9 protein-coding genes are annotated in these 13,068 nt (G+C 58.4%); 1 reads left to right on the top strand and 8 read right to left on the bottom strand.

Going from position 1 to position 13,068, the window contains the following annotated elements:
* Nucleotides 1–878: 878 nt before the first annotated feature.
* The 6 genes from AAFG07_RS03820 to AAFG07_RS03845 form a co-directional block, all read right to left on the bottom strand.
* On the bottom strand, nucleotides 879–3,737 hold the full coding sequence (locus tag AAFG07_RS03820) for a DNA methyltransferase (RefSeq protein ID WP_342726087.1): 2,859 nt from the start codon (nucleotides 3,735–3,737) through the stop codon (nucleotides 879–881).
* 123 nt (nucleotides 3,738–3,860) lie between these two features.
* A complete protein-coding gene (locus tag AAFG07_RS03825) occupies nucleotides 3,861–4,523 on the bottom strand; it encodes an SOS response-associated peptidase family protein (RefSeq protein WP_342726088.1) in 663 nt (220 codons plus the stop codon).
* A gap of 41 nt (nucleotides 4,524–4,564) precedes the next feature.
* Entirely contained in the window at nucleotides 4,565–4,930 is a 366-nt protein-coding gene (locus AAFG07_RS03830) for a 4-fold beta flower protein (RefSeq protein ID WP_342726089.1), read from the bottom strand.
* A gap of 296 nt (nucleotides 4,931–5,226) precedes the next feature.
* The gene (locus tag AAFG07_RS03835) at nucleotides 5,227–5,823 is read right to left on the bottom strand and encodes a hypothetical protein (RefSeq protein ID WP_342726090.1); all 597 of its coding nucleotides are present in this window, start codon (nucleotides 5,821–5,823) and stop codon (nucleotides 5,227–5,229) included.
* Between the two features lie 229 nt (nucleotides 5,824–6,052).
* Nucleotides 6,053–8,467 carry an SIR2 family protein gene (locus tag AAFG07_RS03840; protein ID WP_342726091.1) on the bottom strand — a complete coding sequence of 805 codons (2,415 nt, stop codon included), beginning with the start codon at nucleotides 8,465–8,467 and terminating at the stop codon, nucleotides 6,053–6,055.
* Nucleotides 8,468–8,743: 276 nt separating this feature from the next.
* Nucleotides 8,744–9,409 (bottom strand): isochorismatase family cysteine hydrolase, encoded by a 666-nt coding sequence (locus AAFG07_RS03845; protein ID WP_342726092.1) that lies wholly within the window; start codon nucleotides 9,407–9,409, stop codon nucleotides 8,744–8,746.
* 150 nt (nucleotides 9,410–9,559) lie between these two features.
* Between AAFG07_RS03845 and AAFG07_RS03850 the strand changes: the two genes are divergently transcribed.
* Nucleotides 9,560–10,510: a helix-turn-helix domain-containing protein gene (locus AAFG07_RS03850; protein WP_342726093.1), complete on the top strand. Its 951-nt coding sequence runs from the start codon at nucleotides 9,560–9,562 to the stop codon at nucleotides 10,508–10,510.
* 157 nt (nucleotides 10,511–10,667) lie between these two features.
* Here AAFG07_RS03850 and AAFG07_RS03855 read toward each other — a convergent pair whose 3' ends face one another.
* On the bottom strand, nucleotides 10,668–11,114 hold the full coding sequence (locus AAFG07_RS03855) for a nuclear transport factor 2 family protein (RefSeq protein WP_342726094.1): 447 nt from the start codon (nucleotides 11,112–11,114) through the stop codon (nucleotides 10,668–10,670).
* 240 nt (nucleotides 11,115–11,354) lie between these two features.
* Nucleotides 11,355–12,935, bottom strand: coding sequence for a tannase/feruloyl esterase family alpha/beta hydrolase (locus AAFG07_RS03860; RefSeq protein ID WP_342729046.1), 1,581 nt, complete (start codon nucleotides 12,933–12,935; stop codon nucleotides 11,355–11,357).
* Nucleotides 12,936–13,068 lie beyond the last annotated feature (133 nt).

A 13,068-nucleotide genomic window follows, 5' to 3' on the forward strand; every position in this document is an offset into this window, starting at 1 on the left:
CCGGTCAGGTATCGTAATTATCAGCGCTCCCGATCGGATGGCCCGGCGGACGTATCCGGCCTGATGATCTCGGATGGCCCCGACGTGCGATATCGTCGGGGCTGTTGTCGCGGACCTACCAGTGCGAGCGATGGCAGCACAGGGTCGAAAGTTCTCCCGCTCAACTCGTCATAATCAAGTAAACACTTGCGAGGATGCCAGCGGCATCAATCTGGGGAAGTTGTGAACATAACAAAGGAAGTAGGCCATACGCTACACGCTTTGTATGCAGCGGTGCATCGAGCCCATAAAGCGCTTCCGGCAGTTTGGACAATTAACGAGTGCAACCGGATATTGAGCGCGGTAATGGCCGCAAAATCGTTCTCTTGGCGCGTTGTGGGGATAACTCCCAGGGCACTTCAGCAATTTTCGGAGTTGGATTTTCGATACAAAAGCCAACTCGGCATTACGCGAGCCCATATAGTCCCTCGTATTGAAACTGTGAGATCAATCCTCGAAGCCGAAGAGCCATTATCCGAAAGCGCATTTCTAGATATTTGGCTCAAGAATGATCTAACAGTGATCTGCTCTAGAGGCGAGAACAGAGCGGCATTGCCTAAGTACATTCCATTCGAAAACAATGATGGCTTTCTATTTTCGTGCGTTGGAAAGCTGGCCGGTTGGAGCCACAAAAGGCGAGAACAAGAGTTCCTGAGGGATTTGTTTCAGAAAACCCCCGCGACCAGTTTGGAGTGAACAAACAAACGTCGTCGTGATGAAGGAGGGCCCGGCGATCGACGAGATTTTCTCGGATGTGCAGGTGCGATGCGCGAGCATCAGTGCACGCCGCGCGCTAAGCTCTTGTGAAAACGGACTTCGCAAGCACGAGGTAACTATCGTCAGAGTAAAATTGAGGCCGCCGCCCGAGCCTGGTTTAGTGCGAAGAGTTTTGCGAGAGCGTCATCTTCCGAGATGTCAGCCGGCCAGTTGTAGGCGGTAGCCACGGCCGCATCCAGGTCGGCATGGGCGTTCGTGAGCCACGTGGGGCGTTCGTTGTATAAATTGGTCAACGTCCTCTTTTTCAAAATCTCTGCGGCATTTTCGTCAATCGGAAATATGCGGTCCGGAAAGCCGGGCACGACTTCTGGTTCTCTGTAGATCAGATCGAGAGGGTTTAGCCAGCTTTCGCGCAGTTCATTGAGGGCCTTCGCGGCGGCGGCTATTCCGGCAGATGCGGGATTGTCGACATGATTTGATGCCGGAATGTTTGGGGTCATTCCTTCCGGAAACGGGTACGTCTCGAACCCTGTACTTGGGGTGTACTGCGGATCATTGCCCACCCCATGCCATCCGCCGAGACGGAGCGACCAAGCTTCGTGAAATCGACTGTGAAGGAGCCCAAAAAATACATCATCGTCTCGAACAATGACGTTGACACGACTATCAGGCAGAACAGCGGGATTGACCCAGGCAAAAAAGCGATGCTTGGAGACGCGTGGGGTACCAATTAGTCGGCGAAATCCCTTCGCGGCTCGCCGCAGTCCGGGAACTGTCTCTCCATGTTGCCACCAAATTCTCTGCCGTCGCTCACGCTTGTTGCGCTCGCGGAGCGGTTTAACGTGGGTCTTGATGTATTTGAACGGCGCCTCATAAAGCGCGGCTTCCTTCTCGCTCATTTCAGCGAAGTCTACTATCCAAGTGTCCGATGGCCGCCTTGTCATATCCTGTCCGTTCAGCCACGGCCTTAGAACGTCGCTGTTTGGTCGGCCATTCGGGTTCTGGGGGAGAACTAGCCACTCGCGCGCAAGCGCACCAGCGATTTCAAACGGGCCTACTTTTACCGGTCCTTGGAAACAACAATCGGCGTTGAGCGACAGCCGTGAAACTTTTGTAAGGTCGGTTCGTCCACCCGTGAGATCGGAATGAATTGTTGTGACGCTTTTGCCGTCCAAGGTTTTTAGCTGAATACTCGGATTGCTGAGGCCAAAGCAAATCAAAGACACCCGGACAGCGGCGCCTTCGACAATCCAAGGTTCGTCTGAGAGGGCATCGAATATTGTGGCCGAAGAGACAATTTTGTCTAGGACAACTCTGTTTGACCCTCGACGAATTGCCTGAGTTGAGACAAGGCCAACAAGTCGCGTCGTCCCCGTACAGACCTTGCTTAGAGATTTTTCAAACCAGTACGTGACGAGATCAACCCCACCGGGCAGTCGGTCAGAAAATAAATCGCGTAGAGTGCTTACATATTCATTGCCTAAAGTGCCGAGCATGAGCTTGTCGCCGAGGAATGGCGGATTGCCGATTATGGCATCCGCTTCGGGCCACACCGCTTCTGATCCATCGTGGCTAACGAGAGCGTCGCGACATTCGATGGTATCTAACGGCTTTAAGATTGGGCGGTCCGAAACGCCGAAGCCATTACGGCGCATCCACTGAATTTCGCCGATCCACACAGATACGCGGGCGAGTTCGGCTGCATAGGGGTTGATTTCAATTCCCTTGACTGACGACGGGCCGACTTGCGGAAATTCACGGTGCAGACCTAACGCTTCGGCCTCGATGCTGATGCGGTGTTCAATATCCTTCAAAGCCAACAGCGCAAGATAGAGAAAGTTGCCGGAGCCACATGCTGGGTCCAGCACGCGGAACTCGCGGAGCTTGTTCAAGAAAGACCGATAAGTGGCCTCAGCCTGATCATGCGCTTTAGTCCGCGCGCTCGCTGATTTGGCTGAATGCGACTTCTCGACGAACGCGCCTATCGAAACCTTCGTGGTCTCCCATTCCGCAAGCCATGGCGCCACGACGACCGGATCAACAATCATCATGATCTTTTCGCGGTCGGTGTAGTGCGCGCCCAACTGCGAGCGCTTGCCTGGGTCGAGGCCGCGTTCAAATAGCGTACCGAGAATAGATGGATCGATCTCAGCCCAGTCCAGATTGGCCGCGGCCAGCGCTAGTGCAATGTCATCTCGGTCCAGAGGCAGTGCCGTATCATCGTTGAACAGGCCGCCGTTGAACCAAGCGACGTGTTCGAACCCCACCCGTCCGCCGGACTGCATCGCCTTGAAAAGGTCGCGCGCAAGGTACTGGAATTCTTCGGACCGCGAGGATGCATGTTCCAGCATCCGCTTGAACATGTTGTTGGGTAGAAGATCGACATCTTCGGCGAACATGCAGAAGACCAGCCGATTGATAAAATGAGCAACCGTTTCGGCGGCATGGCCTCGATCGCGCAGACGTTGGGCCAGCTTGGCGAATTCAGCGGCAGCTTCCTCGGTGAGAACCTGGCGGGTCTTTCCCGGCCTAAGCCGCTCGGGATCGGAGAACACCCATTTAAGCTTTTGCCGAGCATTGGCATCGCGCAGATCGCTGAGACCGAATTCGTGAACGGCTGAAACGGTATTGGTCCAGTTAGTATGGATTTCTAACCGGTCCATATCGCAGACGACCAGCAGCGGCGGATTTTCAAGTGCAAGAGCATATTGTTGCAGTTGCGCGAAAGCCGCCTTGAGGTCCTTCCGCTTGCCCTTGTATTCCCAGCCGAAATGAGCGCGCTTCCAGACATCGGCCCACCCCTCGCCGCCGGTTGTCTTGGTGGCGCCCCGCTCAAAAGCGTACCAATCGCCTTTTGGATCGGCGTCTGTCGGCGCCGGCTCGTCAAGCACCCGACAAAGATCAATAAAGTGGGATTGGGCGGCCGCTCGTTCGCTTAATTCGACGTTCTTCCACTTCCGGATGAATTCGTCAGGCGTCAATTCAATGGTCCCCAAAAAGCCCGGTCGGCATATCCCAACGGTTGCATCAACGGCAAAGGAGACGCCCAGGTCAACCCCTTCGTTTGGCTTTGCCCATGGAAACGGGCGCACGACGGCGGGGTATCAGGCCGCGATCTGATCTTCCTTATCCGCCCCGCGCCTCACGATCCGCAAGGCATCATCCGGCAACGGCCGCTGTAACTCCTTCGCCTCATCCCATGGCGCACGCATCCATACATTCCGCTCTTCATCGGTCGCCAAGATCACAGGCATCGCCTTGGGATGGATCGGCTCGACCACCGCATTCGCTTGAGTAGTAAGGAACCCATACACAAGGTGCGGCCCAGAGACCGGCTTTGATTTCGTTCCACGATCGCCCTTGAACTCGGTCCAGATGCCAGCGAATGCCGTAAGCGGCCGATCGTCGTTGAGCGCGAACCAAACCACGTCCTTTTTCTTGGTCTCGGGGTTCGGCTCAGGCGCGTACTCGGCGAAGCTGTTGAACGGCACGAGGCAGCGGTTCTCTGGCTTGAGCCAGCCGCGCCAGTGCGGCGATGATGTATTGCGGATGTTGGTGACGGGCGGGCCGCCGGTGCGTGGCGGAGGCGGCATACCCCAGCGCATTAATGCCATCTCCCGCTCTGGGCCGGAGTTGCGAATGACGGGCGCGGGATAGTCGGGGAAGACGCCGGGCATTGGCGCTAGATTGCCGATGTAGCGGTTGATCACGCGAAATAGCCCGATGATCGCGGATTGGTTTGTGGTGATTGAATAAAGATTACACATCCGCGTTCAGCGCGTCTCCGGAGCCAGCCGATCGAGCGTTACTACGCGTTTTGGGGCTGTTGCCAAAATTGGTTATCCGACCAAGTAGCACTGAAGAACGGCTTGAAAGGCACGAACTCTTTGAAGCCCTTAAACGGCAGGAATTGCTTGAAACCCTTAAATGGCTCGAACTGATTGAACGGCCTCATCGGGCCGCCCTGAGACGCTGCTGTGGAAAGCATAGCCGAACCGCCCTTGTCCCATATCCAGCCCTCCCTGTTCCAGCCAAGAAACTGACCATTAAAACTCCAGATGTGCTCGCCGTCTAGATAGGCGAGAGGACGCCCATCAAAGGCGTACACGTGGGTGTTATCGTCGTCGAGGTAGGCGACCGCTGCTCCATGTCGATCATAGTAAGTTAGCGCCATTTGTATCCTTTCTCGGTCATGGTAGTCGCGATCCGCTCGGGTCAAATTCGATTTCGATGATGTCCAATGCATCGCCCCTTTGGTCTCGGCGCCTCCATGCAATTATTGCCTCATCCTTCGTGTCGTAGGTGCGGCTACTGGGGTGAAACTCTCCGGCGAGCGGCCCGACGGGGTCCGCTTTGAATATTACAATCCACTGTTTCTTGAAGGTCATGCAAATCAGCCCAAAAAGCAGATAAGGCCCGACGACGTGGCCATTGATTACGCGGAACAGCGCGATTATCGCGGATTGCACTTTAAGGATCGGCTCTAATTCCGAGAAGGGTCTTGTTGATCCTGCTGCCCCGAACAAACCATTCGCGATCTAGCTCTCGCACGGAGACGTGCGGCTTCGCCTCAAGCTCCTCTCGAAATCGTCGGAGCAGCCTCGGATAATAACTCGCGATGCCCACCACCTGGCCGTTTCCATCAATGTCATGCTCAATATCGGCCCCCCTCAGAACCTGACGGTCCACGATTGGTAAGGTCGTGGGGAAGTACGCGGCCAGAAGCGCAGATGCGTAAGATGGGCCAAAGCCAGCAATCTTTGTATATGCGCATGCCGTCAATCCGAGGAATTCACTTGCCTCTGTGCAAAGAGCGTCGATGGTTTGGAATTCCCCGAGGTCGCGTCCACCGATCAGCATAGCCAGTTCGGAAAGCTGGCGGGTATAGTGAGGCAATTTCTCGCCTAGGCTACGCAGGGGCTCGACAACCGAGTTGTTACCGCCTTTGAAATTGCTGACTAGGGCCAATTCTACCGGCTCGATTTTGTAACGAGCATCTGGTGGCTTTAGCTCGATGAACCGAACAAGGTATTCAAAGGCGAAGTTCAACTTGTCCCATCGTTCCATGAACGTTGCGTTCCCCGAATGGCCTATCTTTGACCCGGCTACCGCGACGGCAGATCACTCGCCGAAATCATCGCCAGGCCGCAAGCGCCACCAGATGGCTGCGCTTGTACGGACGGCCTCCCGCTGGCACTTATGTAGTCGGTGTGCGCAATTTTGGTAATCGCGCGCCCCGGTAAAGCGGAGTGGCTTCGCTGACTGATCTTCGCTGCTTCGGGTAGACCTTGTTTTTTCATTCCACCTCAGCCTCTGTCACCTGTCCTTGAATGCGTCGCTCCAACCTGGATATCGTCCTAGTGAGATCGGGGTCCCCTAGCTTTTCTTCGGCCTCACGCAGGCGAGACATTGCCTCATCAAATATGCTGTATGCTCCGACGAGCTTGTAGTATTGAACGCCAACCTCTGCGTAGGCCGCGAGAAGAGATTTGTTTAGGGCAAAGCGGTTCATGCCAACGAGAGCCAAATCCCGTGCCTCTTCGAGGATTGTCACGCGGTCCTCAGCCATGAGGCCAGGTGACTTGCTTGCGCGGGCGACTAAGAGGTCTACTTTGTACCTGTAGACGGGGCCATCAAGAGAGAAGTCTGCCTCAAACACGCGGATTTCCGTCTCTGCTTTGTCGTAGTCGCCGCTTGCTATGAGGTTTCTGATAAGCCGGTGCCGTGGAACGCGCTCACCCGGTGCTGCGGATATCATCATGCGGAGGAGGCGGTTCTGCGTTTCCTTGCTGGGAATTGACGGAATGCCGGTATCGACATTGCAAAGTTCCTTAATAGTGCGGACTTCAATGTCGTACGTTGGTTGCAGGTTACGAATGACCTGTTCAAACAGCGCTACGATCTTGTCGGTATCATTGAACTTGTAACGAGTTACGATGTTGGCGATTACGGTGTGCCGAGCCCGCCACGCGTAAATGCTCTCTCGCTCGCTTACGTCGTATTCCGTGATGATATCAGTCAGTCCATCGAGCACCGCTGAGATCGACGATGCCGGGATGTGCAGCAGTCTTATCAGGAGCTGGCGATGCACCTTAACTCCTGCATTCTCTAGTGCAGCCACATATCGGTAGATGTCTTGTAGATTTGGTGCCAGCTCAGCGTACTCGCGCAAGATAATGTCATCGAAGTTCTCCGATGCAAATATGCTACGAAGGCAAACAAACATGTCTGCCTCGCACCGGTCTACGAGACGAAGCCGTTTCTCTGGACGGGAAAAGCCGTTGAACTGCGGCTCGATGAGCTTCTTGATGGATGGAGTGATATCTACGAGTTGTAAGAGGCGCTCGATCTCCTCGCCTGAGAGCTGAGAAAGACGAAACTCCTTGCCAAATTTATAAAGCGTCGCCGTCTTTATTCGCGGGTTCCATTGGTGGCGCGTTGCGACGAGTAAGAGCTTAAGATGCGGGTTGTCTGCGGCTAAAAGCCGGTCCGCCAGCTCATTGATTTCGAAGAGGTATTGATGAGCGTCGTCGATCAACAGGACGCCCTTCAGCCCTCGTTCGCGCAAATCGGCCGCTAGTTTGAACCACTCTGAAACCGCGAATGGCATGTCTTGCTTATGCTCCCAACACAGCACGTCCACAGCGCGGAGCTTTTGCAGCGCCTGCCTCGCGGCAGTCGTTTTGCCAACGCCGCTGGCTCCCAGAAGTGTTGCGGTTAGCGCGCTCTCCAACGTGAGCTGGGCGGTGATGTCTGAGGCAACGGTACGATCAAAAGTTAGCCCGGCAAGGATATCGGCATGACTAGCAGCGCGACCATTGAACATGCTTCCTACGTCGCTGCGTTTCGGATCAGAGCCATGCGCAACGTCAATTGTCGCAGGCCGCAACGCCGGATGCCTATCAAGAGGGTCATCGCCGACGATGACAGGCTCGTTGAATTTCTTTGCCGTAAGCCCCGCAAAAAACTCGTCAATTCCGCCAAAACACACAGTAAGACCGCGTGCTTCAAACAATGCTGCACGATCGTCATCGCGCGTGTACAGGAATAGGACGATCTGGCCGCCGTTATCCATTTGCGCGTTGAGATTTGCCGCCTTGTTTGCGATATCGCGTATATCTGGATCGACGAGTGAGTGACCGATGATAATAAGCATCGCGCCAGCAAGGTCACTTTTCAGCCTGGCGTAGAGCTGCTCACGGTAGAGAGAAGTGAGGTCGTAGTCGCCGTCCGTCAAAATGATGCGCGAACGGTCACCATCCACGACGTCCTTCTCTATGGTCCCATGCAGCTTGAAGACTTTCTGCGCGAGCGCATTCTCATGACCGCGGAAATCAAAGTCTGACGAGTAAACATTGATCGGAAGGTCGCGACGCCTGTAGGTCTGTTCAATCAAATCGTCGAAGTTTGTCGTATAGAGGCTCCGCCAATTATAGAGCGGAAGGTTCAATAATCCCCCAGTCGGCTTCAATGATCTGAACTGCTCCCGAAGTGCAGCGATCAGTGTCTTCCGTCCTGCCTTTCTCTCCGCGAGACTAGCGATCTCAGGCAGCGTGAAGCCGGTTTCTGGAAGTGTGAACCGTCGAGCAAAGAAATCGACCAGCGCTTGTGAAGTTGGTGCGCGCGAAGGAATAGAAGACCCTGCACCAAATAGAAGGACTGTTCGCTCCGGCTCTATTCGGCTTATTAGGCTCTGCACACTTTCAACCAAGGTAGCCTCCTGATTCGACTACCAGCGATTGTGGCGTCCCGTCTGCCTCTACCAAATGGATTTAATTTCGCTATCCCCGTTAGCCACAGCGCGGTAGCCATATAAGCTGCGACTGTGGTCGCCTACGGACGGGGCTAAATCAGGTGCAGAGAAAATACGGACACTATAGGGACCCCACCCGCTCAAGTGTTTGATTTAACGATGAATTTTTGTTTATAGCCTCTCCCACAAGGGGAGAGGCGGAGCGTATATGCCGCACGAGAATCGTTCTTGTCGTTACGCCGCCTTCGGGCTCGCCGTCCCGTCCGCCAACTTCACCCGCCCTAGCATCTCTGCAGCCGTCATCACATGCGCGGTCGAGAATGCGAGGATCGTCAGCGTGGCGCGATGCACCTCTTCGGCGGACAGGGCGCCCTGGCCGACATCCGGATAGTCGAACGTACCCGTCGCATCCGACAGGAAGACGACCTTGTAATTGTGGAACATGGCGTCGCGCGCGGTGGCGTGGCAGCAGTTCTCGGTGGTCGTTCCCGAGATGATGACCGTCGTGATGCCCCATTCGCGCAGGATGAGGTCGAGGTCGGTGGCGAAGAACGCGCTGTAGCGGTGCTTCTTGATGACGTGCTCGCCGGCTGCGGGCGCAAGGTCGTTGAAGATCTCGACACCTTCGGTGCCGTCGACCAGTGACGACCGGTCGGCGATCGGCGAGTAGAGATCGTCATACAGCCCCATGTCGCTGCCGTCGCGGCGATGCACATGCGCGGTGTAGATGACGCGGATACCCTTGTCGCGGCAGGCCTTCAGGGTCTGCGCCAGCCGCGGCACCATGGCGGCGGCCTGCGCCGACCGCAGCTTGGCGCCCTCGGCCACGAAATCGTTCTGCATGTCGACCACGATCATGACGGTTCGCGCTGGGTCGATGATGTCGCATTGATAGCCCATGTGGTGTCTCCTCTCCTGAAGGGAGACCGTTTCTACATCCGCCGCGGCCGCCATTCTTGGCTGCGCTGGCCAATCGCTGGCCCCTGCTTGCCAGAACGGAGGGGTGGACGCAGAATATCCGGCTGCCGGGTTGGGCAGGAGCAAGGTCCGATGCAGACCCCAGATCATACAGTCGTCGCGCAAACACTTGTTGCGCCGGGTGACAGCTTTGACCGTTGGCATCACGTCACCTGCCGCGAATTCTCGCTGACCGAATGCCGCCGCGTCGCCGACGAGGCGTTTGAGGCGTCGATCTCGATCCGCCATTTCGGCCCACTCGCGATCAACGACATCTGGTCGTCGACCCCGGCCGCCGACCGCATCCGGGTGATGCGCAGCGCGAGCGACGTCCGCAGGGACCCGCGCGACTATTTCATGCTGTGGCTGACGTTGCGCGGCGAGGTCAGCTTCGCGCAGGGCGGACGCGCGGTGCGGATGCGCCGGGGCGATCTCATGCTCCATGACCAGGCGCAGCCGTTCACGCTCGAATTCGCTCCGAGCGCGCGTTCGATCATGGTGTCGATCCCGCGGCCGCTGCTGCTTGCGCGCCTGCCGGATGCGCAGCGGCTGACGGCACGGCGGGTCGGCAACGCGTCGAAAGTGGGCGCGCTGGCGGGATCGTTGATCCGCCGGCTGGCGCGGCTCGATGACGAGGCCGGGCCGGCCGCGATAAGGCTTGGCGCCTCAGCGCTCGATATTTTCGCGACCACGCTCCAGACCGAGCTGACGGACGATGTGCCGCAGCGCGGCGACGAACGGCTGGCGCGGGTCAAGGCTTATATCGCGGCTAATCTCGACGATCCCGAGCTCGATCTTGATACAATCGCCGCGGCGCAGAACATGGCGCCGCGCACGCTCAATCGCCTGTTCGCACGCGAAGGTACGACGCCGATCCGCTGGCTCTGGCAGCAGCGCCTCGCCGGCGCCTATCAGGCACTGGCCGAACGGCGCTTCAGCCATGTCACCGATGCGGCGCTGAGCTTCGGCTTCAGCGACGTCTCGCATTTCAGCCGCGCCTTCAAGGCCGCGTTCGGCCGCTCGCCGCATCAAGTGATGGGCTGACGCTGTATCCGCCAGTGCGGCTGCGCGGCGGCACGGAGCGATCGCAACCCGCCGACCGGTTCGCGTTCCGCCTCGCTTCATTCGGTCCGCCTTGCGCACAAGGCGAGAGGCGAATCGAGATCGGCAGCACCTGACGCGGCGTGCAGCACCAAAGATGTTATTTCGGCGGAGGCGCCTTCGGGAAGGCCGACACCATCCGGATCTTCCAATTTCCGCCCTGGTTGACATACGCCCCGGTCCAGCGGCCAACCACATCAAGCGGCTCGCCATTCTGATTCTTGCCGGTGATGTGATATTCGCCAGTCGCGATAGCCGTATCGGTTCCCAACGGCTGGGCCTCGTCCACCGTTATTTCATTGTGGTTGAACCCAGCCTTGAAGATGCCTTCGTAGGTCTGGGCGATATCGGTGTGCGACCCGGTCGCATTGACGACCATCCCGCCGGGCGCATAGAGCGCAGCGATCCCGGCACCATTCTGCTTGTTGAAGCTGTCGGCATAGGTCGCCGCGACCTTCTCGAATTGTTGCTTCAGACTTTCGTCGCCAGCGGTCGCGGTCGCAGGCATCGCGAGCAACGCAATGAACAGATATAAGGCGGAAGACATTCGCATTGCATTCCCTCCTTAAAATCATTGTTGAGGATCTGTCTCGGCCAGCCGGGACCGCGATGGTGTAGCACATCGACCATCGATAAGAGCTGCCCGCGCGCCGCGATACGGCAATGCCGCTGGCTAAGAGGGGGTAGTCCCGCTGGCGGAGCCGCGGGGCTCCACGATAGGCGCACGCGCCGCTGCACTCGCTCCGCGCAAGCAGAGCGACGATCCGAAGTTGCGATGAAGCTTACCTCACGGCGCGCAGGAGAAACTCGCTGCCGCGTTCACCGGGCCTGCCTTGTAACGCGGCCAGGTCGGCCAGCGGCACAATGGCAGCGCGCGGATTGTGTCGAAGGCCGGCGCCTCGGTCTGCTGCTCGCGCACTTCGAGATCGCCGGGCGCCTTGCCGTTCTCGACCCAGTCGACCAGCACGGCCAGCATGTCGACATTGGCGGGAGCGCCGGAGCCGACATGGTCGACGCCGGGCGCAGTGTAGAGCCGGGCGAATTCCGCGACCTTGTCCTTGCCGAGCGTTTTCTCGACATTCTCGAAGTAGCGGATGCCGGCATAGGGGCTTTGCGCGTAGTCGGACATGTGTTCGAGGATCACGAGCTTGCCGCCGTGGGCGTGGAAGCGACTGAGGTCCGGATCGGTTGAATCCATCAGCGCGGAGACTTCCAGCACCCGCGCCTTGTGGTCCTCGGGCTTGTAGGTCGTGACGTCGAGTTTCGGATCGCGGGCGAAGACATACTGAATGCCGCCGGCGCCGTAGATCCAGGCGATGCCGTTGCTCGGAGCGGGCGGCTGCGCCGGTGCCGTGCTGCCAAGCCACCAGGCCTTCCAGCCGCCGGTCGGGCCGAACGCCGGCGTGTTCTCGCCGGACACGCCCCAGCCCGGATAGTCGTCGAGGCCGTTGGCGAGCGGGAAGGAGAACTTGTAAGGCGCATGCAGGGTCTCGATCGCGGCAATTTGCTTGTCGCTCAGGCAGTCGTCGCCGCTGTGTCCCGCGGCGCATGCCAGCGTGGCCGGCTTGAACGCGGCCTTGCAGCCGACGGGATCCTGCACCAGCGCGTCGTCGGAGCCGTCCTGCGTGTCGCAGGCCTTCAGCACGGCGTCGGCCACGAGCTTGACCTGCGCCGGCTTGATCCAGCCGTCGCCCATGGTCACGAGGCCGGAGCGGGTGCCGGCATGCTGCAACCCGACCCAGTTGATCACGGGGACGCGCGCGAAGATGCCGTCGAAATCGTCGGGGTAGCGCTGCGCCATGGTCAGCGCCTCACGGCCGCCCTCGGACGATCCCATGAAATACATCTTGGCCGGCGGTGTGCCGTATGCGCGAGTGATCAGCGCCCGCGCGACATCGCGCACCTTCTTGTAGGCCTTGTGCGAAAAATTCTCGAACGCCTCGTCGTTGAGCGCGAACAGCTGCGGCGGCTCGCCCGGCTTCGACTCGTGGCCGGAGTCGGTGCCGACGGTCGCGAAGCCGAGCGCCAGCGGCGAGGCCTTGTCGAACGGATAGGCCGGCGGCAGGCCGAGACCTGTGATCAGCACGCCGTTGAAGCCGCCGCCGCCATATTGCAGCGAGCGGCCGTTCCACTCGACGGGCAGGTTGACCTCGAACTTGATCGGCGGCGCGGTGGGATCGGTCGGCGTGATCTGCCCGAGCACCTTGCAGAAGGCGGGATTGGCCGGGATGATGCGGCCGGAAGGTGTCGGTCCCTTCTCGGCGACCGAGAGCGGCGACGGTGCCTGGAGCGTGGCGCTGTCGATCTTGGTCGCGCCATCGGTTGAGCCGGCCAGTCCGCCGCAGGTCGCCGCGGGATCGCCGGTCATCTTGGCCACTTGCGCCGACGCTGATGACGCTAGCGCGAGGAGTGAGCTTGCAAGCGCCAGGGCGCGCGCATTGATCCGCATTGTTTCCTCCCGGCAAAGATTGTTGCCATGGCAAATATTTCACGCGGGATGT

It is taken from the genome of Bradyrhizobium sp. B097 (assembly GCF_038957035.1).
Taxonomy (GTDB): Bacteria; Pseudomonadota; Alphaproteobacteria; order Rhizobiales; family Xanthobacteraceae; genus Bradyrhizobium.